The following is a 26587-nucleotide window of genomic DNA, read 5'->3' as shown; positions in this document are numbered from 1 at the left end:
TAAGAATGAAAATGCGATACTAGCTCAGTTGGTAGAGCGCAACCTTGCCAAGGTTGAGGTCATCGGTTCGAACCCGATGTATCGCTCCAAATTTTGTAGTGTTGATTCATTTTGACATTAAGATGGTGTTTTACTTTTCAGTAATCGGCATCGCAATAAAGAATTGCGTGCCCTGGTGGTGGAATTGGTAGACACAAGGGATTTAAAATCCCTCGACGTTCGCGTTGTGCCGGTTCAAGTCCGGCCCGGGGCACCATCTATTTGATTATTACCTCGCTTGGTATTAATCAAAAGAGTTGTTCTCTTAAAACACTATTGAAGGCGCCTTGGCAGAGTGGCTATGCAGCGGATTGCAAATCCGTGGACCTCGGTTCGACTCCGGGAGGCGCCTCCACTATTCAAAGTTGAAAGGCCAGCAGAAATGCTGGCCTTTTTGCTATCTGAAATTCTAAACCCTCATGCTATGTTCAAACTTCCACGTATGCTCTCTAATCAGTAGCACCACTAGGAACAAGCTATATCAGATCACTTTTGTGCCGGTCTTTTCCTTATGTAAACCTATCATTTGCTAAACAACCAACAGCATCTGTTAACCAATTGCGCCGTTTGTGAGTGGAATGAGTGGGGAATGGAAAAGGGCGACTGTCTTTTGCGTCATTAAATTCTTCATATTTATACATAGTTGCTCATGATCCTGTAACGCTTTCATGAGTTATTACACTTATTATGACCACAAATGAAAATGATTGTCATTTACTTGTGTTGCTGCTAACCTATTGTGAAACTTTACAACATCTTATTTACTGCACGAAAGTGTATATAAAACCCCGCTAAACCTTATTAAACCTACGGTTATTCGTTTACTTCGTATGATAAATCAGCAGATCTACCTCTTTTGTCCTACCCCTTTAGGGTAGTTCGATTTCGTAATTGATTTACATCATATTTTCATTTTCTTTCATAATTCATTATTCGCTCAGTTAAGAAATATATAACCTTCAGGAATTCTTATGAGCAAGATGAAGCTAGTCGTAATCGGTAACGGGATGGTCGGCCATCGCTATATCGAAGATTTAGTCGAGAAGACAGACGTTGCTAACATGGACATCACAGTCTTCTGTGAAGAGCCTCGCGTAGCCTATGATCGTGTACACCTTTCTTCTTACTTTTCACACCATACTGCGGACGAACTTTCTTTAGTTAAAGAAGGCTTCTACGAGAAACACGGCATCAACATGCTGATCGGTGAGCGTGCTATTAACGTTAACCGTGAAAAGAAAACAGTTTACTCAAGTACTGGTCGTGAAATTCAATACGACAAGCTAATCCTTGCTACAGGTTCATACCCATTCGTTCCGCCAATCAAAGGTAACGAAGGTAAAGACTGTTTCGTTTACCGCACAATCGAAGACTTGAAAGCTATCGAAGCAACCGCTAAGAATTCTAAATCTGGTGTGGTTGTTGGTGGTGGTTTGCTTGGTCTTGAAGCTGCAGGCGCACTAAAAGCTCTTGGTGTAACCACGCACGTTGTTGAGTTTGCTCCAAAGCTAATGGCTGAGCAGCTTGACCAAGCGGGTGGTAACCAACTTCGTCAAAAAATCGAACGTATGGGCGTTAACGTACATACAAGTAAGAACACGCTTGAGATTGCTCCTGAAGGCACTGAAGCTCGTAACGTAATGCGCTTTGCAGACGGTACAGAGCTAGAAACTGATTTCATCGTATTCTCTGCTGGTATTCGCCCACAAGACAAACTTGCTCGTCAAATGGGGCTGGGTATTGCACCACGTGGCGGTATCGAGATTAATGATCACTGTCAAACGACAGACAAAGACATCTACGCAATCGGTGAGTGTGCGTCTTGGAACCAAACGTTCTACGGCCTAGTGGCTCCTGGTTACAAAATGGCAACGGTAGCGGTTGACCACGTTGTTGGTAACGAAAGCACATTTGAAGGTGCTGACATGTCTGCGAAGCTTAAGCTTTTGGGCGTGAAAGTAGGCTCTATCGGCGATGCGAACGGTCGTACTCCTGGCTGTAAGAGCTACGTTTACCAAAACGAAGAACAAGAAGTTTACAAGCGTCTAATCGTTTCTGAAGACAACAAGAAGCTGCTTGGTGCAGTAATGGTTGGCGACACGTCTGACTACGGTGATCTTCTACAGCTTATGCTGAACGAAATCGACCTACCAGAACACCCAGATGCATTGATTCTTCCTGCTCATGCTGGTGCTGAAAAGCCAACACTTGGCGCGGATTCTCTTCCTGAGTCTGCTGTTATCTGTTCTTGTTTCGATGTGACTAAAGGCAAGATCGCTCAAGCGGTTGCTGAAGGTCACCACACAATCGGTGATATCAAAGCAGTAACAGGCGCAGGTACTGGTTGTGGTGGTTGTATTCCACTAGTGACTTCAGTACTAAACGCTGAACTTGCTAAAGCTGGTGTTGAAGTGAAGAACGACGTGTGTGAGCACTTTGCATACTCTCGCCAAGAGCTTTTCCACCTAATTCGCATCGAAGAAATCAAAACGTTCGATGAGCTATTAGAGAAATACGGTAAAGGCTACGGCTGTGAAGTATGTAAGCCTCTAGCAGGTTCTATCCTTGCTTCTTGCTGGGGTGAACACATCCTTAAGCCTGAATTAGTGAAGCTGCACGATACCAACGACAACTTCCTAGGTAACATGCAAAAAGACGGTACTTACTCTGTAATCCCTCGTATGGCGGGTGGTGAAGTAACACCTCAAGCACTAAGCGTACTTGCTGATGTTGCTGCAGAATACAACCTGTACACCAAGATCACTGGTGCACAACGTATCGGCCTGTTCGGTGCTCAGAAAGATGACTTACCAGCTATCTGGAAGAAGTTAATCGCTGCGGGTTACGAAACGGGTCAAGCTTACGCAAAAGCACTTCGTATGGCTAAGACATGTGTAGGTTCGACTTGGTGTCGCTACGGCGTTCAAGATTCAGTTGGCCTAGGCGTGATGATCGAGAACCGATACAAAGGCATCCGTACTCCTCATAAGATGAAGTTCGGTGTGTCGGGCTGTACTCGTGAGTGTGCTGAAGCTCAAGGTAAAGATTTAGGTATTATCGCAACAGACGCTGGTTGGAACATGTATGTGTGTGGTAACGGTGGTATGAAGCCTCGCCACGCAGACTTACTGGCAAGCGACCTAGACCAAGAAACGCTGATCAAATACATCGATCGTTTCATGATGTTCTACATCCGCACGGCTGCTCCGCTACAACGTACTTCGGTATGGATGGACAACCTAGAAGGTGGTGTTGATTACCTACGTGAAGTGATTGTAGACAACAAGCTTGGTATCAATGACCAACTTGAAACTGACATTGCTGGCCTAGTAGATAACTTTGCTTGTGAGTGGACAGACACTATCAACGATGAAGCTCAACTTAAACGCTTTGCACACTTCATCAATGCTGATGACCGTGATGAAAACGTTGTGTTTGTTGATGATGGCCGTGAACAACACCGTCCTGCGACATTCACTGAGAAACACCCTGAAGCCATTACTTCAAAGCATCAGGGCGACATCATTCACGTAGAATCTGTTTAAGGGGAGACGACATCATGGCATTTACCAAAGTTTGTAAGATCGAAGACATTATCCCAGGTACAGGTGTTTGTGCGTTGGTTGGTGGTGAGCAAGTAGCTGTATTCCGCCCAACTGAGGCTGAAGAAGTATTCGCGATTAGCAACACAGACCCATACTTCCAATCTAACGTGCTATCACGTGGTTTGATTGTTGAGCACAAAGAAGAGCTTTGGGTAGCAAGCCCACTTAAGAAGCAACGCTTTAACCTAGCAACAGGTGTGTGCATGGAAGACGAGAACTTCAACGTGAAAGCGTACAAAGCTCGTGTTGCCAAAGGCGCTGTAGAAATCTCTGCTTAATCTTCGGATGAGTAAGATTTGATAGTTCAAGGGTTCTAGTTCTCGATATTGCCTTAACTCGGCAACTAGAGCCTTTTCCTATCCAATTTTAACTTTTAATTTAAACTTTTTAAGGACAACCTTATGTCTCCTGATTACAAACCAGCTGAATTCGTTCAAACGATGATTGATGTGGGTGAAGCGAAAACGAAAACAAGTACTCGCGATCTTCTGATTCGAAGCACTATGGCTGGTATCATCCTTTCTCTAGCGGTTGTTGTTGCTATTACAGCAATGGTTCAAACCGGTATTGGCCTTGTTGGCGCACTTGTGTTCCCAGTTGGCTTCGTCATTCTAAGTGTAATGGGTTATGACCTAGTAACTGGCGTATTCGGCCTTGCACCTTTAGCGAAATTCGACAACCGCCCAGGTATTACTTGGGGTCGTATCCTACGTTGTTGGGGTATTGTTGGTCTTGGTAACCTTATCGGTTCTTTGATTGTTGCTTTCCTTGTTGCAGTATCACTAACGGGTAACTTCTCTTTAGAACCAAACGCTGTTGCTCAAAAGTTCATTGCTGTTTCTACAGGTCGTAGCCTAGGTTTTGAAAACATGGGTATGGACGGATGGATCACGTGTTTCGTACGCGGTATCTTCTGTAACCTTATGGTATGTCTAGGTGTGATTGGCAACATGACTGCACGCACAGTATCTGGCCGTGTAGCAATGATGTGGTTCCCAATCTTCATCTTCTTCGCACTCGTATTTGAGCACACAGTGGTAAACATGTTCCTATTCCCACTAGGTATGATTCTTGGCGCTGATTTTGGTATCGCGACATGGTTGAACTTCAACCTTATCCCAACAATCCTAGGTAACATCGTTGGTGGTCTATTAATGACGTGTGTTCCTCTATACCTAACTCATGCTAAAACAGCTCCTTCTCTAGGCGCTAAGTAATTAGATAGTTCTAGGTTAATGAGCAACTAATAATGTGTGTTAAGCCCCAAGCTGTTGATTTGGGGCTTTTTTGATCTTAACACTCTCTACTTTGATAACCGTGCACCTAAGGCGAGCAATGTGTGCTTGATGATGGTGCAAATGTCAGGGTTTTCCAACGTAATAGATTGTTTTGTTATATAAACTTCTATCTTGATTAGAATTAATCGTAAAGTTTTATGGCAACAACTGATAGTCTAAGAAGTAGGGATATTGGTGATTCATACAACGATGAATCGTCATACAGAATTAAGCTTGAAATATAACAAGCTAACTTTCGGAGCAAAGCATGTCAGAAGTATCGCCATCGAATGTTAAAGAAGTAAACAAAGGATTTGTTTCATTGGTAGGTGCAGGTCCGGGCGACCCAGACTTACTTACGCTAAAAGCCGCACGAGTGATTCAACAAGCAGACGTGTTGGTTTATGACCGCTTGGTATCAAAAGATATTTTGGCGATGGCTAATCCAGAAGCAGAAATGCTGTATGTGGGCAAAAAGCTTGATCATCACTGTGTACCGCAAGATCAGATCAACCAACTATTAGTGACCAAAGCGCAAGAGAACAAGCACGTAGTACGCCTAAAAGGTGGTGACTCGTTTATCTTTGGTCGTGGTGGTGAAGAGTGTGAAACGCTAGCTGAGAATGACGTGAGATTTGAAGTGATTCCGGGCATCACAGCTGCTGCCGGAGCAACGGCTTATGCGGGCATTCCGTTGACGCACCGTGATCATGCACAAAGCGTGCAGTTTATTACAGGTCACTTGAAGAAAGATGGCGAAGATATTGACTGGCAATCTCTTGCTCAGCACAACCATACCATCGTGTTTTACATGGGCTTGAAAGAGAGTCCGAACATTCAGAAGAATCTACTCGATAATGGTATGCGAGCTGACATGCCAGTTGCGATCATCGAAAACGGTACACGCCAAGAACAAAAGGTGTTTAGAGGTGGGTTACGTGATTTAGCTGACCTTGCGAGCGTCGCAAAGAGCCCAGCGCTGATTGTTGTAGGCAGCGTGGCTCAGCTCCATGAAAAACTTGCTTGGTTTAACAAACAAGCTTGATCGTTTGACCTTCTAATTGGATCTCTAAGCCACTACTGAGTCCATCAAGAATCAAATACTGCAGCGGCTGCCTTGTCGCTGCATTTCTTGTTGGCGCATCGGCATTTCGTCAATGATATTGGTGATCTGTTTCCAATCTGTTTTGCCACTCCATCGGTGCTTCTCTTTCCCGTCTTTACCAATCAAAACAGCGGTATGTGATCCTTTCGGGATCTCGTAAATACTGGTGACTGCTTCTAAGTTAAACTCTTCTTCTAACCAAGTTGGGACTGTGTAACCACTCTCAGCAATAACCATAATGACGACATCTCGTTCGTCCAATTGACAGTTATTGAGCAACACTTCATTCAGAAACTCTTTAACGATTGAATCTTCCTTTGGAGCGAAATAAATCACACTGCGGTGTGGCAAAGGCTTTGAGTGAGAATAAGCGGGGTAGGCGAGTACTGAATTGATGGTTAAGCTCATGATTATTACCGTGCTGATGGTCAGTAGTTTAAGCAAACTAAACCAGCTACCAGAGTTTGATGGTTGATTTAAAGTTTGCATCGCTTTGGTTGTGTCGATGCTTACGATCGAATTGTGTGTTTGTCGGTGCAGCATTGCCAACCTCCCTTTAAAAACTCTAAGCCTGAGTACGATTTGAACGCTACGTAAAGAAGAAGGTGAAGATCAGAACCACCTAAGAAACGCTCAAAACAAATCCACTTACAATAAGCATAGTTAGGATTACGTAAAGACACTTAGCTTTACGCTAAAGATATTAGATTTACGTTAACGATAGCTGGCAGGTTCATTTTTATTGAGTAAAGCGACTCGCATTTTACAATTGAATAGAATAGGGTATACGGAAAATCTAAAGGTATGAATTTATGGAAAACATAGCAATTTTGGTCGACGTTCAGAACGTTTACTACACGACGCGCGACAAATACCGTTCTAACTTCGACTATAACCAGTTTTGGTATGTTGCCACGGAAGGGCGTAACGTTATTGCAGCTAATGCTTACGCAATCTCAAGCCAAGATCCAAAGCAGCGTCAATTTCATCATATCCTTCGTGGTGTGGGCTTTAATGTGAAGTTAAAGCCGTTTATTCAGCGTCGAGATGGCAGTGCAAAAGGCGATTGGGATGTGGGTATTGCGTTAGACGCGATAGAACTTGCTGAGACGGTTGATACGATTGTTTTGGTATCAGGAGACGGTGATTTCGAAATCCTTGTAGAGCGAATCAAAGAGCGCTTTGGCAAGCCTGTTGAAGTGTATGGTGTTCCCGGGTTAACTGCTCAAAATCTTATCGATTCTGCATCAAAATTTGTACCGATTGAAAAAGATTTTCTTCTATAGAGGAAATCGGGCACTTTATAATTGAAATCAATAATAACGATAATTAGAATGCAAACAGTTCTTATTTATCGGTATGTGTAATGTCTCGCGTTTTAGTTGTTGATGATGATATTCAGTTGTGTGAATTACTGGGTGAAGTGTTAGAAAATGAGGGGTATCACGTTGATACTGTTCATTGCGGTGAATCCGCGCTTGAGTTTATTCAATCTCACCCTGTCGATTTGGTTCTACTCGATGTAATGCTTCCGAACCTAAGCGGCATTCAAGTAGCAAGACGTATTTGTCAGCGTTTTGCTACTCCCATTCTTATGCTAACCGCGCTTAACGACGATGCCTCAATGCTCGATGGCTACCAAGCAGGCGCCGACCAGTACATCGCTAAACCTTTCAATGTTCCTGAACTCTTAACCCGTATTAAGGTGATCTTGCGCCGAGTGGGTTTTGAACGCCAAAGACAATCTTTAGCTTCCTCTAATCACGGCTTGTGTGAACAACTCTCTCGTTTGCCATTAACTGGCACTGAAAAAGACTTGCTTGATTATTTGGTCAAAAATGACGGTATTGTCGTCTCAAAATCTGATCTGCAAATCCATGTACTCAAGAAAGAATTGTGTCCCTTCGATCGTAATTTAGATATGCATATCAGCAATATACGTAGAAAGCTCGTTCAGGCAGGTTTGTCTAAACAACATATAAAAACCGTTCGTGGTAAAGGTTACAGTTACCTAGAGTCGGTCGGAGCATGAGTAAAAAACTGCTGCGTTGCCCTGATTTTATTGCTAAGCGTAAAGACGGACTCACTTTCCAACTGTTCAGTTACCTGACCGTCATTTTGGTGAGTATTTTGATCCTGCAAGGTGTCGCTGAAAGAGCCTTGATGAAAGCGCTGCTTAAAGTCCCAGAATCGGTAAAAGCGGAAATGCTCGACCTTGCTTACCAAGCGAATGTGTTGATCGAAGAAGGGGACATGGATGAACTCGCGGACTGGGGTAATGCTCAGCAGTATTATCTGTTCGTCATTGATAAAGACAATCGTCCGATCACACATCGTCACATGCACCCACATTTTGAATTTAAGCTCAAATACTTAAGAACGTTAGATCACCAACTTAGTGATCGTGTGAGTAAGCCGATCTTCGGCCTACCACTGGATAACGGTAAAACACTGGTTATCCAACTACCGCACCAGTTTCATCCCGCAAAATCTTTTGCGCCATATTCCTATATGCTTAAAGCATTGATTGCATTGGTCGTATTGTCTCTGTTCTCGATTATCATGGCCAAAAGCCTTCAGCAACCGTTGGATAGATTGAGAGAAGCGAGCCGCAGACTGGCTCAAGGTGACTTCACGGTCAGTGTGGTGTCGGAGTTGAACTCCACCACGCGTGAATTCAACGAGCTTGCACACGATTTTGATTATATGACCTTTGAGATTAAATCTCTGGCTGAAAAGCAACGTTGTTTGATTCGTGATGTCTCACACGAGTTAAGAACACCATTAGCAAGGCAAAACCTCGCACTACACCTGCTGCGCAGCAAGGTTGATGATAAAAGCATTGGTTTGCTAGAACGAATGGAAAATGAAACAGAAGAGATGAATAAGCTGGTGGGTGAGATACTTGAATTTAGCCGCTTAGAAACCTCTCGCTATGACTCCAAGTTAAGTTTAATGCACCTTGAGCACTATTGTTCAATGTTGATCGCGCAGATGCAAAACGATTTAAAACCGAATCAAACTTTGATTGGTTCCCTAGAGACGCCGATATCAATGGTGAACGTTGATGAGAGGCTACTGCTTCGAGTCATTGGTAACTTGGTCGGGAATGCCATTAAATACGCGGGTGAGAACGCTCATGTGGTCGTGACGACATACGAACAGGTAATGGATAGACGTTACAGTGTAATATCTGTAGAAGATGACGGTGATGGTATTCCTGATAACAAGATTGCAGGTATATTCGACCCGTTTACTCGTATTGAATCAGCAAGAGACAAACGGTCTGGTGGCTACGGTCTGGGCCTTGCGATTGTTAAAGAAGCGATGGGTGTGATGAATGGACATGTAACTGCTGTGAATAGAGAAGGTGGGGGGCTGAGAGTGAACTTGATGTTCCCAATCGGTGATTAGCTTTCCCTATTGATAATTACCTTAAATTGATAACTGTCCCAACTCAGTAGTACTGACTTAAGCGATACCCAATAAAAACGCCACTGCATCTGCAGTGGCGTTTTTCTTTATGCGCTTTGGTATGGGCTAGGCGTAGCCATTAATTACGCCTGAGCTTGAAGACAAGAGCGTCAGAGAAACTAGATTATGCCTGTTGGCGAGCTAGCTTAACTTCTTCTTCTTTCTCACCTGCTGCTGGGTCGTTGAAGCGAGACTCGTCTAGAGCGCCTTCAGACTTAGCAACGATGATAGATACGGCACTATCACCTGTGATGTTTACAGCGGTACGAATCATATCAAGAAGGCGGTCAACACCCATGATTAGAGCAATACCTTCAAGCGGCAGGCCAACTTGGTTCAATACCATCGCTAGCATAACAAGACCAACACCAGGGACACCTGCAGTACCAACAGACGCCAGTGTCGCCGTTAGGATAACCATTAGGTAATCACCCATTGAAAGGTCGATGTTGTACGCTTGCGCGATAAACGCCGTCGCAACACCTTGCATGATTGCAGTGCCGTCCATGTTCACAGTTGCACCTAGTGGTACTGTGAAAGAAGCGACTTTGTTGTCTACGCCCATACGGTTCTTAGCCGTTTCCATAGTTACTGGAATTGTTGCGTTCGAAGATGCTGTTGAGAATGCAAACATGATTGCATCTTCCATCTTACGTAGGAACGTAATCGGACTAAGACCTGTGAATCCTTTAAGCATCGCACTGTAAGTCACCAAGCCATGCAACAGCAGGGTACCAGCAAGCACTAAGAAGTATTCTGCTAGGTTCCAAATTGCACCTAAGCCAAGGCCAGAGAACAGTTTCGCCATCAAGAAGAATACGCCGTAAGGAGCAAGGTTCATTAGTAGCGCAACTAGCTTCATGATCACTTCGTTTAGATCAGAGAAAACTGCAGCGATACGTTCACCGGGTTTGCCCGCTGCACTGATTGCGATACCAAACAACACTGCAAATACGATAACTTGTAACGTTTTGCCCTCAGCCATCGCCTGAATAGGGTTGGTTGGGAACATGTCGATGATTACTTGGCCCAGAGAAGGGGCATCCGCTGATTTGAAAGAGCTCGCAGCAGTAAGATCCGCACCAGCTCCAGGTTGGAACAGGTTACCGATAGTTAATGCTAGAGTGATGGCAACGGCAGTAGTACCGATATAAAGTGCAAGCGTTTTGCCACCCATACGGCCAAGAGTTGATAAGTCTTTAAGAGAACTTGTACCGCACACTAGTGAAACGAAGACTAGAGGCACAACAAGCATTTTTAAACTGGCGACAAAGATTTGTCCGCCCACTTCAAAGAGTCCGTTAACGATGTAGTTGTTAACAAATCCGTTGTCTGCAAAAAGGGATTGAATGGCGAATCCCGTTAATATACCTACGACCATACCGAGGATTACTCGACCAGTCAGAGACATAGGTTTCTTGGTATTCATTTAGAACACTCCTTATTATTTATAACTTTGATACCTTTTCAAAGTGAGCAGGAGATTAGCAGTCGGATAATCAATTCGAAAAACAAAAAATGAGTTTGGAATTATAGATGTGATCAAAATCACTGATAATTGTGTAAATTAAACAAATAAAAACAAAATAATTCACTATTAATTTACATCTATCGAGGGTTTTATACATAAATTTGTCGTTTCAAAGGTAGTAAATAAGAAGAGATGATTTTCTTATCAATCTTCTCGTCTTCAATTGACTGAACAAATACCGTTGTTTCAAAAAATTCGGTGAAGATAACCAGTCGATTTACGTCCATGAGCCTTAACTATTTGTATTGAATGGTTTTGTTGAACTCCTCAAATATGACTCACCGACAGGCCTTTACAAAACTTTACGAATGCAAAGAATGTAAATTTAATGCAAATGGTAATAGTTATCACTTATATTTACTCCCGAAATAATTCAGTGGTACCGGCAACGGTTCAGCGAACACATCGAATAAATAACAAAGTGTTCGTCTAAAAGAATAAAAGCGGAGTAAAGGACATGTTTTCAAAGAGCCCATTGGCTTTAGTGATCGGCGCAGTATTAGCTTCACCAGCAGTATTGGCAGAAACAGTAAAAACAGACGAGCATATGGTTGTTGAAGGTCGTGACTACGGTTATAAAGCCGACACGAACACAACAGCAATGCGCATGGAGGCGACTCAATTAGAGACTCCGGGACAAGTTTCAGTAATCGATGAGCAAATCATCGATGAACAGCGTGCAACAACGCTTGGTGACGTGCTTAAGAATGACGCGAGTGTAAGTGCTGGCGGTACAAGCCGTAACCGTGAACGTTTCTCTCTACGTGGTTTCTCGGTAGAAAGCTCTTCGGGCTTCCTTAAAAATGGCCAGCAACATTGGTCTCACTACCGTCAACCAATCGAACTGCTAGAGCGTGTTGAAGTACTAAAAGGACCTTCTGGTCTTCTTTACGGTATTTCTGCACCAGGTGGTTTGATCAACATGGTAAGCAAAAAGCCAACTTACGATACGCAAGTAAGTGTTAGCCAAGATATTGGTTCTAATGACCATTCTCGTACAACGGTAGACGTAAGTGGCGCTTTGAACGACCCTGAAACTCTACGTGGTCGCGCGATTCTATCTAAAGAAAGCTACGGCTCTTGGAGAACTTATGGTGACGGAACTGAACCACAAACAGAACGTTTTGTTGGTGGTGTATTCGTTGATTACGATGTAACTGAAGACGTGACAGTTTCTGTTCATTACGACAAAACTAACGACGAAGGTAGCGTAGATTCTGGCGCTTTATACACGCTAGACGGCAACCGAGTAGGTAGCGACAAGCACATCTGGGATGCACAGTGGTCACAGATCGAGAATGATGTTGAGAACGTTGGTTTTGATATTGCTGCTAACCTGACTGATACATGGTCATTAAAAACAGGTTTCAACTACCAAGATTTCGAACGTATTGATATGGAAAGCTACCCAAGCTTTTCAAATATGAATCCTGATGGTACGGGCACCGTGACTCAAGGCGGTAACTACCGTCATGATAAATGGCGTTTCAGAACGGCTTACGTTGATCTAACAACAACCGCTGATCTTGCGGGCACAGAGCACCAACTATTATTCGGTGCTAACTGGTTAGGCTACAGCTATTACCGTGGTATGGATCGCTTCAGCAGCGCTGAATACGTACCAGATGCAACAGTACCAGCGCCGTCAGTGGGTCCAACATCGCTAGGTAAGATGAGTACTTACGATACTTGGGGCTTCTACATCCAAGATTTGATTACTATTAATGATGAATGGCAAGTTCTTGCGGGTGCTCGTTTCGACCGGAAAGTAAGTGATGGCGTAGCAGAAGAAAATGTAGCGCCTAAGCTTGGCCTGATTTACCACCCAGCATCAAACGGTAGTATCTACGCTTCTTACTCTGAAAGTTTCGAACCACAAGGTGTTGTGTCGAGCGGAAGCCGCAACTACACCAACGATGGCGAACTTCTTGACGCAGCAACGGGCGTGTCTTACGAAGTCGGTACTAAGTGGGAACTGATGGACGAACGTCTATTCGTTTCTGGTGCGGTATTCGATATTACCCAAGAAAACATTTCAATGGATGTAGAAGACACTTCATCAGGCGATTGGACGAAGACACAAGGTGGCGAACAAGTTCACCGTGGTGCTGAGCTAGCCGCACAAGGCTTTATTTCAGAGCGCTTCTCAATGTCTGGTTCTGCAATGTACTTAGATGCTGAAATCACGAACCATGAAACATATGAAGGTAACCGTCCAGTAGACGTACCTGAGTTTGCAGCAAGCGTTTGGTCTACCTATGCAGCAACAAACGAAGTTGATGTGAACCTGGGTCTTATCTACGAAGGTTCTCGTTACGGCGATAGCGCGAACACATTCAAGAAAGACGGCTACGCACGTGTAGATATGGGTGCTGCATACACGCTTAAGTACGACGATTCTCTTGATTTCGTAGCGCGTCTAACAGTCGAGAACGTATTTGATAAAGAATACCTAGCGGGTGGCGGTTCAACATCTTCAAACCACCAATTTGCTGAAGACGTAGTAATCGGCGAAGGCCGTAACTACATGGCGACTTTACAGGTAAAATACTAATTTGTTAATAGGGTACTATTGTTAGCCTAAATACTAAGGGGAAAGTTTCGGCTTTCTCCTTTCGTGATTCTGCTATTCAGTAAAATATCCCTAGTAATGCGAGTGACTTTTAATGATAATGAGAGTGCTTATCAATAATAGTATTTATCAATAAAATGTATTTGACCTTCTTCTATAGTAAATGACTACAATTATGAATCTTTTAAAAACTAGCCTAGCGCTTGCCATCAGTTTGGTTGCAACGTCTTCTATGGCAAACAGCTTGGATCAAGCTCAATCAATTCAAAACAAGACCAATAACGCGTCGGCTTCGAGCCAAAAGGTTATTGATAAAAGCTCACAAGCGACTTTAATGCTGCAAGCTGAGATTGAGCGTCTGCAAGAAGAAGTTAAAAACCTAGAAATCTATCACGATCACCTTGCTGCATTAGTTGAGAGCCAAAACCAAGAAGCTCAAAGCATTGAAGAGCAGATCGAAGAAATCAAATACACACGCCAAGGTGTTGTGCCATTGATGTATCAAATGATCGATGGTCTTGAACAGTTGGTAGAGAAAGACGTGCCGATTAAGAAAGAACAGCGTCTAGAAAGAGTAGAAAAGCTACAAGCAATGATGACTCGTGCTGATGTGAGTGATGCTGAGAAGTATCGTCGTATCCTGGAAGCTTACCAAATCGAGATGGACTACGGCATCAAGCTCGGTGCTTACCAAGGCCGCGTTGCATTGAGCAACGACAGAACGATTGAAGCTGACGTGTTGCACCTAGGTCGTATCTCTTTGGTGGCTCGTAACCTAAATGGCAGCCAATATTGGTCTTGGAATCAAACACAAAATCAGTGGCAAGAGCTAGATTCTTCAATGAAATCTGAGCTAGATAAAGCTTACGACATTGCAAGCCAACAAGCGGCGCCAAGCCTAATTACTTTACCTGTTTCTTTAACTGTTGCGGAGGTTAAGTAATGAACTTAAAGCCATTAGCAGCATTGCTTTGCATTACATCACTTTCATTTTCAGCTTTCTCTGCATCAGATACGACGGCTCAGCTAGTTAATAAAGCAAAATCAGAGAGTCGAACTCAAGCTTCTCACAACGTAGTGCGTGAAGCTGATTTCAAAAAGACAGAACAAGAACTGAAAGCGATCAAAGCTCAGCTTGAAGCGAAGCGTACGTCTATCCAAGGTGCGACAGATGTTCTGACTCAAACGTTCAGTGATAACGAAAACAAGCTTGCTCGCTTTGAAGAGAAGCTGCGTTTAGAAACCGGTAGCTTAGGCGAGCTGTTCGGTGTCGTTCGTCAAAACGCAAAAGAACTCGGCGCAGAGCTTAGCTCAACCGTGAATAGTGTTGATCGTGCTGAACACACTGCAACTGTTGATCAAATCATTGATGCTAAATCACTGCCTTCAATGCCACAGCTGACCGGTTTGTGGATGAGCATGGTTGAACAGATCCAAGCGAGTTCTGAGCTTAGCAAATCTCAAATTGCATTCATTAATGGTGAAGGCAATACAAACAAGGTTGACGCTTACCGACTAGGTTCGATTGGTCTTGTGACAGAGCAAGGCTATGTTAGCTGGAACACTCAGCGTGAAGATGCGATCGCTTACCTTAAGCAACCACAAAATGGTCCAACGTTAGCGTCACTTTCTTCGTTAGCGAATGGTGAAGTATCTAACGTGGTTGTCGATCCTTCTCGCGGGTTTATGCTAGAGCAATTAGCACTTACGCCAAGTTTAACTGACCGTCTACAAGCGGGTGGTGTGGTTGGTAAAGTGATTCTTGGCCTACTAGCTATTGGTCTAATCATCGCATTAGTTCGTGGTGTCTCTCTTGCTATCGCACGCCAGAAAATTCGCGCGCAACTTAAGAACCCTGAGCAAGCGGGTGATAACCCACTAGGTCGTGTTCTTGCGATGTACAACAAGGAACAAAACCAAACGGTTGAAGCGTTAGAGTTGCGACTTTTAGAAGCGGTAGTTGATGAGCAGACTCACCTAGAGAAAGGTCTATCGATGCTTAAGCTATTGGCGGCACTAGCACCAATGTTGGGCCTTTTAGGTACAGTAACCGGCATGATCGAAACATTCCAAGTGATCACTCAGTTTGGTAATGGCGACCCTAAAGTTATGGCTGGTGGTATCTCGATGGCGCTTGTAACTACGGTACTTGGTCTGGTTGCGGCAATGCCTCTTCTACTGGCACACAACATTCTTAGCACTCAAGCAGAAAACATTCGCAATATTCTTGAGAAGCAAGGTATTGGTCTTGTTGCTGAGCAGGCTGAAAAGACCTTTGAATCAAACGCTGTTGTTTCACCAGTTGGGACTGCTGCGTAATGGATATTTTGTCGGGTTCTCTATTACCAGCGAGTTGGTTAACGAGTGACTGGCTGCTGTCTTTATCAAGCTTTATGGAGCAGGGCGGTTTCGTTCTGTGGTGGCTAGCGGCTGTCGTCCTAGTGTATTGGGTGCTTGTGGTAGAACGTGTGCTTTATCTTGCGTTCTACTTTCCAAAGCAGCGCCAAGCTTGGATTACTAAGTGGCATGAAAGAGAAGATCACTCTTCTTGGCATGCCAAAGCCATTCGCGAAGGTTGGTTAGGGCAAGCGAGTATCTTACTTTACCAAAACTTGAACTTTATTAAGCTGTTAGTCGCTATTTGTCCGATGTTGGGTTTGTTAGGTACCGTCACCGGTATGATCTCTGTTTTTGATGTGATGGCGACTCAAGGAAGCAGTGACCCTAAATTGATGGCTTCAGGTATCTCGTTGGCAACACTGCCAACCATGGCGGGTATGGTTGCTGCATTAGCGGGCATGTTTGTTCATGCTCGTTTAGCGAAAGTGTGTAACCGCTTAGAATTGAAATTAGAAAAATCTTTAAGGAGTCAACGATGAGACTCGGTCGACGTCATTCAAAAAACGAAGAGGCTCAAATAGACCTTACTTCGATGCTTGATATTGTATTTATCATGCTTATTTTCTTTATTGTGACCAGTTCATTTGTTCGTGAATCAGGGGTTGAAGTCAATCGCCCACAAGCTTCTAACGTAGTAAGCCAAAAGGATGCGGGCATCTTTGTTGCGATTACTTCTGCTAACGACATCTTTATCGACAAACGTGTCGTAGATGTTGAACGTGTCCAAGCAACGTTAGAACACTTGTTGCTAGAACAACCTGATGCTTCTTTGGTTATTCAAGCGGATGAACACGCTTACAACGGTACGGTTGTTAAAGTGATGGACGCGGCTAAAGGTGCGGGTGTTAAAAACATTGCGCTTGCTGCTGAAAAGCGATGATCTTGGAGGATCTTCATAAATGATTCGCCTATTTCTTGCTTTACCGCTGGCGGGTGCATTGGGCCTGGCTCTATTTTCTTTCATGGCTTGGATGGTCGATAATGGCCATCAACGTTCACCAGATGATAGCGAGACGTTGAGTTTCAACATGGTGATGGTTGAACAAGAACAAGAAGTTCAAAGAAGACAACGTGCCGTCCCTGAGAAACCAGAAATGCCAGAGCCACCACCAGAAGCGCAAACGTCTCAGTCACAAGCTGAAGTCACGCCTCTGAATTCGATGTCTTCACTGCCTTCATTGGATTTGAATACATCGGTTGATGGCTTAGCGATTAACGCACCGACATTTTCTGATTTTGGGTCAAACCAACAGGCAATGCCTCTGTATCGAGTAGAACCTCGTTATCCGCCGAAAGCGCTGAAGCGCGGCGCTGAAGGCCATGTGATTATGTCTTTTACTATCGATGAAACGGGACGTCCAATTGACATTCAAGTCACTGACGCAAACCCACGTCGTATGTTTGAACGTGAAGCGATGAGAGCACTTAAAAAATGGAAATATCAACCAAAAGTTGTCGATGGAAAAGCGATAGCTCAGGTTGGTCAAACCGTGAAACTAGAGTTTAAGTTGGCAAAATGATGAAACAGATATGGATATTAGTGGGCTTGTTGTTAATGCCCCTTACAACACAGGCGCAAGAGCTGACCCAATATACTGCTATTCGTGTTCAAAAGGCGCATAAGCTTGCTCAAGATGAACAGGTTAAACAGGCGATTGACGTACTTGCAGGATTGGAGCTTTCGAAAGGCTACGACAAAGCGTACGTAGCTCGCATGCTTGGTGTGTTTTACTGGCAAGATGGTAAAACCGACACGGCAATTAAGCAGCTTACTTATGCGGTCGACAGTAATTTACTGGTGGATGAACAGGCTTGGGTAACGAAACGCATGCTTGCTGATCTATTACTAAACGATCAGCAGTTTAAAAAAGCGCTTCCGCACTATTACGAGTTAGTAAAAACTGCGCCAGAAAAGGAAAAGAAAGACACACTTTGGATGCGAATTGCACAAGCTGAATATCAAATTGAAAACTGGTCAAAAGTACTGGTGGCTATTGGTAATCGCGACAAGTTCAATTCAAAACAAGAGCTATCACCTTTATCGCTAAAATTGGGTGCTCAGCTACAGTTAAAGCAGTGGAAACAGTCTATTCCGACACTGGAAAGCCTCATTGAACTTCAACCAGAGAAAGATAACTGGTGGCGTCAACTTGTTGGTATTCAGCTAAGATTAGAACGTAATCGTGATGCATTGAACACGCTAGCGTTGGCTGATCTACAAGGTGTTGAGTTGAAAAACTCAGACCGTAGATTACTGGCTCAGCTTTATGCTAAACGAGGCATTCCAGAGAGAGCAGCACAAGAGATCGCTAAGTTAGATGATGCGAACAACGATGTTCAACTTCTGGCTGAACAAGCAACCTACTGGCAGCTAGCGAAAGAATGGGACAATGCGATTGAAGTGTGGACGTTAGCGTCTAAAAAAGACACTCAGTATCATTGGAATGTGGCTCAGCTATTGGTTCAGCAAGGTTACTACGACCGAGCTCTGGTTGTTTTGGATAAAGTGAAAGACAAGAACAAGCAAGCTGATGTTGCTTTAGCGAAAGTACGTTCATGGTACAAGCTAAAGAATCTTGATAATGCTCTCGCTCAAGCGAAACGTGCGAACAACATTGAACCTTCTTCTGAAGCAAAAGGTTGGATTAAATATCTGACTCAGTTAAGAACAGTGAGTGATAACGGCAATGTCTAATTGCTGTTAACACAACAGAAGACAAGAGAAAGTAACAAATAGAAAAGGGTGTCATTTGATGGTTCAAGTGACACCCTTTTTGATTTTTCAGTTAGAGCTTACCTAGTTTTACAGTTTGGTTTGACTAAGGATCGCACATTGTCCCACTAGGCGTTGCACTTTGAATCACACCGCTAGTGTCGACAACCCAATTAATGGTGCAGTCACGATAAGGGTTTTTAAAGGCATGCACTGTATAACCATTGTCTAACGGCTTCTTGGTTTCAATCCAAGCATAGTTTCGAGATGCCCAAAAACTGATAGGGCGTGACCGTTCGGTGAGATAACGTTCTTGTACATCGGTTATGTCTGAACCGATGTATTGTTGAATATGTTCTTCCGTGCTGGCTATTTGGCTGGTACACGCCGTTACTAGCGCAGCAAAAGCCAAAACAATAATACGCATTTCAAATCCTTTTAAGCTTAATTAGCTATCATCAAACCAGTGATCAAATAGTCCCAACTTTCTATCCTTAAAGCCACAACTGTTATCTTAAACCAACCTCAATCAAGCATGTTGAGATTGAGGTTTTTTAGCTTTGATCCTGTTATGGACAACCTCTAACAGAACGAATCAAATCCCTTAAGTACACGTTAGCAAGAATATGCATATAGTTCGATTATTTCCCATGTAATGTTATGTAAATTTCCTTACGCCACTCGGCAAACGTAAACAATGTAAATTGAATGCCAATACGAATGATTATCAACTAAATTGTCGCCATAAAATTTATAGGTATTGGTTTGTATGTCGTTAAAAAGTAGGGCGGTTCAATCATGGGCTCGTCGACTTCATGTTTATATTTCAATGGCACTTCTGTTCGTTGTTCTTTTCTTCTCAGTGACAGGTATCACCTTGAACAGACCTGAGTTATTTGAATCAAGCCAACCCAATATTCAACGCTCTACTTTAGAGCTTCCTACGAGTTTGTTCACGATCCAAGACGGGCGATTAAAAGCCGACGAGACAGCCTTTGAAACGTTTCTGTTTGAAGAAGCCAATCTGTCTGGTGTTCCTTCAGGTTTGGACATCTACGCAGAGATTGAAGGCGGTGAGTTGCTCATCGGTGAAGTGTCTATGGACTTCAAAGGACCAGGCTACAACGCTTCCGTGTTTGTTGACGTTACGTCTGAATTTGTAGAAGTCGAAACCACGAATTACGGCGTTATCGCATTGTTGAACGATCTACATAAAGGTCGTAACAGCGGTGAAGTATGGAAATGGTTTATCGATATCACTGCGCTACTGATGATCTTCTTTGTGCTGACTGGCGTGTGCTTACTGTTACCTAAGAAAAAGACGCTTAATACTTCCATCAAATGGACGGTGTTTGGGTCTGCAATCTCACTTGTTATCTATTTTGTCGCCGTGCCTTAACGCTTGATTCGATTGATGAATCGGATTGAAAAACGAACTTAAGGTTAAACGGATTTAAAAGGTTGTTAAACATGAAAAAAATGAACAGGAGCAAGGCGCTTCTTGCTTTATCTCTTTTGCCAAGCCTAGGTATGGCACAAGTGATCCCTGATACGGCAAAACTTGATGTCAGCTTTGAGCTTCCAAAAATCGATACCTCTATGTATGCGCGTCCTTATGTGGCGGTATGGGTAGAGAACAGCGAACGAAAGTCCGTGAAAACCATCGAGCTTTGGGTCGGTAAAGACGAATGGCTTAAGGATCTGCGTAGCTGGTGGAGAAAGGTTGGCCGTTACGATCGTGAACTGGTTGATGCTGTAACGTCTGCAACCCGTCCTGCTGGTCAGTACCGTTTCGTTTGGGATGGCAAGAGCGACAGCGGTGAAACGTTAGAACAAGGCGAGTACACGGTTCATATTGAAGTGGTTCGTGAACACGGTGGCCGTAACTACCTTCGCCAAAAAGTATCACTCACAGATTCAAACGCGTCTTACGAATTAAAAGCAACGCAAGAGACGGGTGTAATCGCCCTGAACTACATCGCTAAATAGTAAGTGCGAACAGTAACTAGTAAGTACGAACTAAAACCAAGCTGAACAGAATAGACAGTGGTCATCGTAGGCTCAGATAGAGCGACACGGCTAACAATTATAAATAATGGAATTGAACATGATGAAACAGACAAAAATCAAAGCACTTGCTCTAGCGGGTGTGATGGTATTCGGCCTAGCAGCAACGACAACGGCACAAGCTCACCCACGTTGGATTTTGCCATCTCACTTCACGGTATCTAAAGAAGGTGGTGATTGGCTAACGTTCGACGTTACTGCGTCTCACGGTACGTTTGTTTTTGATAAGCCTGCTGGCAGCGAAAATGCGCATGTCATCATGCCTGATGGTCGCAGCGAGCGTCCTAACTTTGTGATTCGTGGCAAGCGTCGTTCAATCTTTGATTTCTATTTTGAAGAAGAAGGTACACACAAAGTGGCGATCAACAACCAGCCGTCTTACTACACGCAATACAAAGCGGGTCGCCGTGACACGGTGAAGTGGATTAAAGCAAACAAAGCTGAGCGTGACTCTGTTCTTCCTGAAAAATCACGTGACGTGGTAACACAAATCAGTTTCACTCGCGCAGAAAGCTACATCACGGTAGGTAAGCCAACGGATTCAGTGTTCAAAATTGAAGGCAAGCTTCTTGAAATGAAGCCAGTGACTCACCCTTCAGACATCGTTGAAGGCGAACCTGTAACATTCCAGTTCTTCTACAACGGTGAAATCCAGAAAGACGTGAAAGCGGAGATTACTCGTGAAGGTACGCTTTACCGCAACCACCAAGAGCAGATTGATGTGGTGAGTGATGAGAACGGTGAAATCACGTTCACTCCAGACGTCGCGGGTCGTTACGTAATGAAAGCGAACTACAAAGGTGAGTTGATTGACAACCCACTGGCAGACAAAGCAAGTGCGAACGTTCACCTAACGTTCGAAGCTCTGCTTCAATAATCTGTGATGTCGGGGCTCGATCCCTGATTAAGCAACCAAAAAACTTAAGGGCTCATTTGAGCCCTTTATCGCTCAGTTTACTACTGAGAATTTGCACTGTGGCTAGGGTACGAACCATGACAATAAAAACAAAACTTAACGCATTAATGACTCCTTGCTTGGCTCTGGGACTTGGTTTCGCTGCATTACCTGCACAAGCACACTTTCCATTGATGAGCTGCTGGTTTGAAGGCAAAACTGTGGCTTGCGAAGCGGGCTATTCAGACGGCAGTAAAGCTATTGATTACGCGGTTGAGATGTACGACTACGAAGACAACTTGATTGCAAAAGAGATGACGGATAAACGCTCTATCGTTGAGTTTCCAAACCCTGAGACTGAGTTTTACCTTGTGTTTGATTCAGGCCACGAGTTTCCTGTTGAAGTGGACGTTGTTGAGATCAGCGAGAAATGATGATTCAAGGTGTACGTGCTGACACGGGCGGCAGAGAAGGCAAATGGGTAGGGCTGATCATTGTGTTCATCCTGAGCTTTTCCACGGTTGCTATCCCATTTCATCAGGCTGAATCCCACGTTAAAGCAGTGCTTGATCATCAAATTCTAGTGACTGATGTTGAACAAGAAAACTTGGCGATGCTATCAGAGCTGCGTTTAGCGCATGAAGAAATCCGTGACCTGCGCATGGACTCAGATGGTGAATGGCCGAGTGTTGCATCACTTAAAGATGAATGGGTTGCCCCGTTTGTAGAAGATCAGAGTTGGAAGCGCAAAGGTTCTCATGCTTGGGTACTGGACGAGCGTGGTTATTACTTTTCTACTCCAAGTGAACAAGCTACGCCTACCGATCATGGTTTTGCGGATTCCTTTATTTTAAATGCGAACAGCGTTTCTCCTGAAATCTGGATCTTCTTGGGCGGTGTAGCGAAACAGCCCGCTACTTTTGACCAACACACGCTAGAGTCTACGGGTTGGAAAATGGTCGTGAACGAATCAGAAGTTGAGCTGCATGATGCTTCTTCTCATTAAACAATCCGGCTTATAAAAATGCTCACTAATAATAAGAGAATTACTATGCGAATTATGACTCTGTTCATGTCGTTATTAGCGGTGTTCATGGCACCCAATGCATTGGCAAAAGAATATAAGATCGACAGCAACAAGCTGACGATTGGTATCACGCTTCAACCTTACTACAGCTACGTAAAAGCAGTAGTAGGCGACAAAGTGAACATCCTTCCTTTGGTTGACGCAGGTTTCAACCCACATAACTACTTACCACAACCAAATGATTTAAAGCGATTGAGCCAAATGGATGCAATCGTAGTAAACGGTATTGGTCACGATGATTTCGCGCTTAAAGTGATTTCCGCAGCGCAACGTGATGATCTAGTCGTGATCGAAGCAAACAAAGAAGTGCCTCTACTTCCTGCACTTGGTCAGTCTGTTGGTCAAGGTGCCGTAAACCCGCATACCTTTGTGGGGCTTTCGACAACGATTCAAAAGGTTTACACCATCGCCAGTGAAGTGTCTAAGCTCGACCCAGACAACGCTGCGTTTTATCGCAAGAACGCGCGTAAGTACGCTAAGCAATTCCGCTTTATGAAGCGTGACGCGATGCTGTCACTGGGCGAACTCGATACATCAGGTATGAAGGTCGCGACTACACATAATGCTTATGGCTACATCCTTCAAGAGTTTGGTGTGGATGTCGCGGCAGTAATCGAGCCTGCACACGGTGTTGAACCAAGTGCTAGCCAGCTGCAAGAGACGATCGAGAAGATCCGCGCATCAGGCATTGATGTTCTGTTCTACGAGCTAAACATGCCAAATCGTTTTGTTGACACGATTGAAGCGGAAACAGGCGTTCAGCTTTATCGTTTCTCTCACATGACGCATGGCGAATACGAAGACGATAAAGTAGAAGTTGAGATGAAGAAGAACCTAGAGACGTTAATCGAAGCCATGAAATTTGCGGCGGCGAACCAAGCTAAAAGCGGGAACGCATAATGTTAGGTCCATCAATCTCAATTAATAAACTCGGTCTGCAATACGATAACAACGTAATTCTTGATGATATCTCGCTCGAGCTTAAAGCGGGTGAGTGTCATGTGATCATGGGGCCAAACGGCGGTGGTAAAACTTCATTACTCCGCTCTGTGCTTGGTCTTACGCCTTTCTCTGGTCAAATCAATATCCATTGGCCGGATAAGCCGAGTATTGGTTACGTTCCGCAAAAAGCGACTTTTGAGTCGAGTTTACCTTTGACGGTCATGGACTTCGTACTGCTTAATCAAACGCGAATCCCGTTGTTTTGGCGTCGAAAATCTAAGCAATTGGATCTTGCACTCGCACAATTAGATCGCGTTGGTATGGCGACACGTAGCGACCGCCGTATAGGACAGTTGTCGGGTGGTGAGCAGCAACGCGTGCTGTTTGCTCAAGCGTTATTGGATAACCCGAGCTTACTGGTATTAGACGAACCAACGACGGGCATGGACGAGCAGGGCGTTCGTTATCTTGAATCGCTGATTCGTGAGTGTGTTAATGAAGGTCGTACGATTCTTGCGGTACACCACGATGTCACCGCAGTTCGTCGACTCGAAGCGAACGTACATGTTGTGAATCGATTCTTGGTTGATAGTGGCCCACACGAAGAAGTCTTACACCCAAGTAAAATCGAGAGCCTATTCCAGCACTACAGCAGTGGCTCTGCCATGACTAAATCTCAGGAGGTTGCGTAATGGATTGGTTACGACAACTTGCCATTAGTGGTGTTGAAGCGGGTTGGTTATCAGACAGCTTCATGTATGCCTTTATGGTGAATGCTTTGGTTGCAGCGTTATTGCTTGGCCCTCTGTTAGGTGGTCTTGGTACTTTGGTGATTGCCAAGCGTCTGGCTTTCTTCTCTGAGGCAGTAGGCCACGCAGCATTAACCGGTATCGCTATTGGTGTTTTACTTGGCGAACCACCAGAAAACCCAATTATTGGTCTGTTTAGTTTCTGTATGATCTTTGCTTTGCTTCTTCATTTTGTAAGAAACAGAACCAACGTGCCATACGACACCTTAGTTGGTGTGTTTCTAGCGCTAGCATTGGCAGTAGGTGCGGCATTGCTGATGTACGTGGCACGTAAGATCAATATCCACATGCTTGAGAACGTGTTGTTTGGATCGATTCTGACGGTAACAGACCAAGACTTAGCAATTCTCGCAGGCAGCTGCGCGCTCATCATTTTGCTGTTGATACCGACGTTCAACCGTATTCTTCTGACCTGTATCAGCCCTGATATTGCCAAGGTTCGTGGTTATAACACCAGCTTCTACGACTACCTGTTTGTCATGATGATCACCTTAGTGACGATTGCAGCGGTGAAAATAGTGGGTGCGGTTCTGGTTGGTGCGTTATTACTGATCCCAGGTGCTACGGCTCGATTGCTAACTAAGCGCATGGGCAGCTTTGTTTTACTGTCCGCGTTACTGGCAACCATCGCGTGTTTGGTTGGGACTGTGTTGCCTATGGAGTTAAAACTGCCAGTGCCATCGGGCGCGTCAATCATCATCGTTTCTGCAACGTTTTTCCTAGCAGCAACGTTTTACCGAATTGTAAGAAAGGCGTAATCATGACTTGTTTAATGAATCGTATCGCTAGCTCAGTAAAAGCAACGGCTCAAGTGAGTGTACTTGGTAGTGTGTTAATGGCTGGTTCTGTGCTGTCACTGAACGTGAATGCAGAAGACATCCTAACCAGTACACCTGTGACTTATGCGTTGGCGACAGAGCTAACCAAAGACACGGACATTACCACTGAATATCTTCCACCGAAGCGCTACGGTATTGACCGTCTGCCGAATTGGTTTGGTACCAAGGGTGCGAGTAAAGTGCTTCAATCTGGCGAAAAGGCGACCGTTGCGGTAACACTGTCATCCATCTGGCAAGCGGATCCTACCTTTGTATACGCAAGACAAGGCAATATCCGTTTGGTTGAGGTGGATGCGGCTCAAGCGATCACACCGCGTGCACAAGGTGTTGCAGCGCTTACATTGTCGAATGGTGATGTGTCTAAATACGCGTGGTTAAATCCGACCAACTTAACGCGTATGGCGGCGATTGTGGCTGACGACTTTAAGTTATTGTGGCCGACACAAGCTGAAACGATTGATAGCAACTTACAACGTGTGATGTTGGATGTTCGTGAACTGATCAACAAGCAGCAAGCAGTATTGCTAGATAATGACGTAGATTCAGTATTGTTGCTTTCAGAAAGCTTGGAAGACTTCGCGTCTGGCAGCCAACTGTTTGTTGAAGATCGCATGTTCAAAGCTGAACTGGAATGGACAGACGAAGACAAAGCTAAACTTAAAGAGATGTTTTCGGAAGACGATGCTCTTTGGTTAGTCACAGCGAAAAAGCCAAGTAACTTGATTAAATCATTAGTACCGAATGAGCGTATCTTGGTTGTGGATTCTGTTGATCGTTGGGGTAGAGCAGGGATTAATGGAAAAGCACCGTTTGCCCGTTGGGAAGTGCAGCCATTCAAAGGCTAATCAGCGCGATTACAAATAGTAGGATCAAAAAAGCAGCCCAAATAGAGGCTGCTTTTTTTGTTCTTGTCTGTTGGCTCGGAAAAGAGTGTTAGACAAGAGGACTGCGAGTTTTAACTTACTCTGCAGCTTTTGTCTCTTCAGCTTCAACAGTTGCTTCTACTGAACCTTCAGCTTGCTCTTGAGCTACTTTCGCTTGTTCTTCAGCTTCCATTTTTGCGCGGTCAGCTTTAGAAATGTAGCGAGGCTTGTTGCTACTATGCAGTTTAGAATTCGCCTGTTTCTGCTTCTTTTTTAGAATTTGATTGATTTTTTTCTTACGGTTCATTGCTGCATAGCCTTGTATTTAGTTTAGGCGGTGGAGGATAATCATTTTAGCTCTAGAACTCA

27 protein-coding genes and 3 tRNA genes are annotated in these 26587 nt (G+C 44.2%); 26 read left to right on the top strand and 4 right to left on the bottom strand.

The genetic code is table 11. From position 1 onward, the window contains the following. The first annotated feature begins 13 nt into the window (after window positions 1-13). From AB4274_RS07325 to cobA, 7 genes are all read left to right on the top strand, one after another. Window positions 14-89: transfer RNA gene (locus AB4274_RS07325), tRNA-Gly, on the top strand. 80 nt (window positions 90-169) lie between these two features. Next, window positions 170-256 (top strand) — tRNA-Leu (locus tag AB4274_RS07320). 64 nt (window positions 257-320) lie between these two features. After that, window positions 321-394 (top strand) — tRNA-Cys (locus AB4274_RS07315). Between the two features lie 616 nt (window positions 395-1010). Further along, the gene (nirB, locus tag AB4274_RS07310) at window positions 1011-3584 is read left to right on the top strand and encodes a nitrite reductase large subunit NirB (protein WP_017071488.1); all 2574 of its coding nucleotides are present in this window, start codon (window positions 1011-1013) and stop codon (window positions 3582-3584) included. Between the two features lie 14 nt (window positions 3585-3598). After that, window positions 3599-3922: a nitrite reductase small subunit NirD gene (gene nirD, locus AB4274_RS07305; protein WP_372072930.1), complete on the top strand. Its 324-nt coding sequence runs from the start codon at window positions 3599-3601 to the stop codon at window positions 3920-3922. Window positions 3923-4045: 123 nt separating this feature from the next. After that, window positions 4046-4861, top strand: a complete 816-nt coding sequence (locus AB4274_RS07300) for a formate/nitrite transporter family protein (RefSeq protein WP_017062558.1) — start codon at window positions 4046-4048, stop codon at window positions 4859-4861. Window positions 4862-5189: 328 nt separating this feature from the next. After that, window positions 5190-5966, top strand: coding sequence for a uroporphyrinogen-III C-methyltransferase (cobA, locus tag AB4274_RS07295; protein ID WP_372072932.1), 777 nt, complete (start codon window positions 5190-5192; stop codon window positions 5964-5966). A 51-nt stretch (window positions 5967-6017) separates the two neighbouring features. Here cobA and AB4274_RS07290 read toward each other — a convergent pair whose 3' ends face one another. Then, the gene (locus AB4274_RS07290) at window positions 6018-6515 is read right to left on the bottom strand and encodes a DUF4174 domain-containing protein (RefSeq protein WP_050546503.1); all 498 of its coding nucleotides are present in this window, start codon (window positions 6513-6515) and stop codon (window positions 6018-6020) included. Window positions 6516-6838: 323 nt separating this feature from the next. On the opposite strand from AB4274_RS07290, the gene AB4274_RS07285 reads away from it, so the two are divergent. From AB4274_RS07285 to AB4274_RS07275, 3 genes are all read left to right on the top strand, one after another. Continuing rightward, window positions 6839-7312, top strand: a complete 474-nt coding sequence (locus AB4274_RS07285; protein WP_010429860.1) for an NYN domain-containing protein — start codon at window positions 6839-6841, stop codon at window positions 7310-7312. An 80-nt stretch (window positions 7313-7392) separates the two neighbouring features. Further along, a complete protein-coding gene (locus AB4274_RS07280) occupies window positions 7393-8058 on the top strand; it encodes a response regulator transcription factor (RefSeq protein ID WP_017062555.1) in 666 nt (221 codons plus the stop codon). After that, window positions 8055-9440 (top strand): histidine kinase sensor domain-containing protein, encoded by a 1386-nt coding sequence (locus AB4274_RS07275; protein ID WP_372111499.1) that lies wholly within the window; start codon window positions 8055-8057, stop codon window positions 9438-9440. Before AB4274_RS07280 ends, AB4274_RS07275 begins: the two co-directional genes overlap by 4 nt. 184 nt (window positions 9441-9624) lie before the next feature. Here AB4274_RS07275 and AB4274_RS07270 read toward each other — a convergent pair whose 3' ends face one another. Then, a complete protein-coding gene (locus AB4274_RS07270) occupies window positions 9625-10929 on the bottom strand; it encodes a dicarboxylate/amino acid:cation symporter (protein ID WP_017062553.1) in 1305 nt (434 codons plus the stop codon). Window positions 10930-11488: 559 nt separating this feature from the next. Between AB4274_RS07270 and AB4274_RS07265 the strand changes: the two genes are divergently transcribed. The 7 genes from AB4274_RS07265 (at window position 11489) to AB4274_RS07235 (ending at window position 18698) form a co-directional block, all read left to right on the top strand. After that, window positions 11489-13585 carry a TonB-dependent siderophore receptor gene (locus tag AB4274_RS07265; protein ID WP_372111496.1) on the top strand — a complete coding sequence of 699 codons (2097 nt, stop codon included), beginning with the start codon at window positions 11489-11491 and terminating at the stop codon, window positions 13583-13585. Window positions 13586-13778: 193 nt separating this feature from the next. Further along, window positions 13779-14546: a DUF3450 domain-containing protein gene (locus tag AB4274_RS07260; protein WP_017062550.1), complete on the top strand. Its 768-nt coding sequence runs from the start codon at window positions 13779-13781 to the stop codon at window positions 14544-14546. Further along, window positions 14546-15922, top strand: coding sequence for a MotA/TolQ/ExbB proton channel family protein (locus AB4274_RS07255; RefSeq protein WP_372111494.1), 1377 nt, complete (start codon window positions 14546-14548; stop codon window positions 15920-15922). The genes AB4274_RS07260 and AB4274_RS07255 overlap by 1 nt, the downstream gene beginning before the upstream one ends. Next, window positions 15922-16482 (top strand): MotA/TolQ/ExbB proton channel family protein, encoded by a 561-nt coding sequence (locus AB4274_RS07250; RefSeq protein ID WP_102433465.1) that lies wholly within the window; start codon window positions 15922-15924, stop codon window positions 16480-16482. Before AB4274_RS07255 ends, AB4274_RS07250 begins: the two co-directional genes overlap by 1 nt. Then, complete coding sequence (locus tag AB4274_RS07245; protein ID WP_004731145.1) at window positions 16479-16883, top strand: biopolymer transporter ExbD; 405 nt, start codon at window positions 16479-16481, stop codon at window positions 16881-16883. Before AB4274_RS07250 ends, AB4274_RS07245 begins: the two co-directional genes overlap by 4 nt. 19 nt (window positions 16884-16902) lie before the next feature. Continuing rightward, the gene (locus tag AB4274_RS07240; protein ID WP_372111491.1) at window positions 16903-17523 is read left to right on the top strand and encodes an energy transducer TonB; all 621 of its coding nucleotides are present in this window, start codon (window positions 16903-16905) and stop codon (window positions 17521-17523) included. Continuing rightward, window positions 17520-18698, top strand: coding sequence for a lipopolysaccharide assembly protein LapB (locus AB4274_RS07235; RefSeq protein WP_048662832.1), 1179 nt, complete (start codon window positions 17520-17522; stop codon window positions 18696-18698). The genes AB4274_RS07240 and AB4274_RS07235 overlap by 4 nt, the downstream gene beginning before the upstream one ends. A 124-nt stretch (window positions 18699-18822) precedes the next feature. Here AB4274_RS07235 and AB4274_RS07230 read toward each other — a convergent pair whose 3' ends face one another. Continuing rightward, on the bottom strand, window positions 18823-19143 hold the full coding sequence (locus AB4274_RS07230; protein WP_057622183.1) for a hypothetical protein: 321 nt from the start codon (window positions 19141-19143) through the stop codon (window positions 18823-18825). A 342-nt stretch (window positions 19144-19485) separates the two neighbouring features. On the opposite strand from AB4274_RS07230, the gene AB4274_RS07225 reads away from it, so the two are divergent. From AB4274_RS07225 to AB4274_RS07185, 9 genes are all read left to right on the top strand, one after another. Further along, window positions 19486-20115 (top strand): PepSY-associated TM helix domain-containing protein, encoded by a 630-nt coding sequence (locus tag AB4274_RS07225; protein WP_057622184.1) that lies wholly within the window; start codon window positions 19486-19488, stop codon window positions 20113-20115. A 71-nt stretch (window positions 20116-20186) separates the two neighbouring features. Next, window positions 20187-20705, top strand: a complete 519-nt coding sequence (locus tag AB4274_RS07220) for a DUF2271 domain-containing protein (RefSeq protein ID WP_102433467.1) — start codon at window positions 20187-20189, stop codon at window positions 20703-20705. A gap of 118 nt (window positions 20706-20823) precedes the next feature. Further along, window positions 20824-21660 (top strand): DUF4198 domain-containing protein, encoded by an 837-nt coding sequence (locus AB4274_RS07215; RefSeq protein WP_102433468.1) that lies wholly within the window; start codon window positions 20824-20826, stop codon window positions 21658-21660. 116 nt (window positions 21661-21776) lie between these two features. Further along, window positions 21777-22112 (top strand): hypothetical protein, encoded by a 336-nt coding sequence (locus tag AB4274_RS07210; RefSeq protein ID WP_102433469.1) that lies wholly within the window; start codon window positions 21777-21779, stop codon window positions 22110-22112. Then, window positions 22109-22684: a DUF6162 family protein gene (locus AB4274_RS07205; RefSeq protein ID WP_372111485.1), complete on the top strand. Its 576-nt coding sequence runs from the start codon at window positions 22109-22111 to the stop codon at window positions 22682-22684. Before AB4274_RS07210 ends, AB4274_RS07205 begins: the two co-directional genes overlap by 4 nt. 45 nt (window positions 22685-22729) lie before the next feature. Next, the gene (locus tag AB4274_RS07200; protein WP_017062541.1) at window positions 22730-23665 is read left to right on the top strand and encodes a metal ABC transporter solute-binding protein, Zn/Mn family; all 936 of its coding nucleotides are present in this window, start codon (window positions 22730-22732) and stop codon (window positions 23663-23665) included. Then, window positions 23665-24399 carry a metal ABC transporter ATP-binding protein gene (locus tag AB4274_RS07195; RefSeq protein ID WP_372111483.1) on the top strand — a complete coding sequence of 245 codons (735 nt, stop codon included), beginning with the start codon at window positions 23665-23667 and terminating at the stop codon, window positions 24397-24399. The genes AB4274_RS07200 and AB4274_RS07195 overlap by 1 nt, the downstream gene beginning before the upstream one ends. Further along, window positions 24399-25274 (top strand): metal ABC transporter permease, encoded by an 876-nt coding sequence (locus tag AB4274_RS07190; protein ID WP_372111481.1) that lies wholly within the window; start codon window positions 24399-24401, stop codon window positions 25272-25274. Before AB4274_RS07195 ends, AB4274_RS07190 begins: the two co-directional genes overlap by 1 nt. A 2-nt stretch (window positions 25275-25276) precedes the next feature. Next, on the top strand, window positions 25277-26200 hold the full coding sequence (locus AB4274_RS07185) for an ABC transporter substrate-binding protein (RefSeq protein ID WP_372111478.1): 924 nt from the start codon (window positions 25277-25279) through the stop codon (window positions 26198-26200). A 115-nt stretch (window positions 26201-26315) separates the two neighbouring features. Here the strand turns inward: AB4274_RS07185 and AB4274_RS07180 are convergent, their stop codons facing one another. Next, window positions 26316-26525: a DUF2986 domain-containing protein gene (locus AB4274_RS07180; RefSeq protein ID WP_372111475.1), complete on the bottom strand. Its 210-nt coding sequence runs from the start codon at window positions 26523-26525 to the stop codon at window positions 26316-26318. Window positions 26526-26587 lie beyond the last annotated feature (62 nt).

It is taken from the genome of Vibrio sp. 10N.261.55.A10, assembly GCF_041470825.1.
GTDB classification, from domain to species: Bacteria; Pseudomonadota; Gammaproteobacteria; order Enterobacterales; family Vibrionaceae; genus Vibrio; species Vibrio crassostreae_C.
The sequence above is the reverse complement of the archived record's forward strand: the minus strand, read 5'-3'. Positions and strand labels throughout refer to the sequence as shown.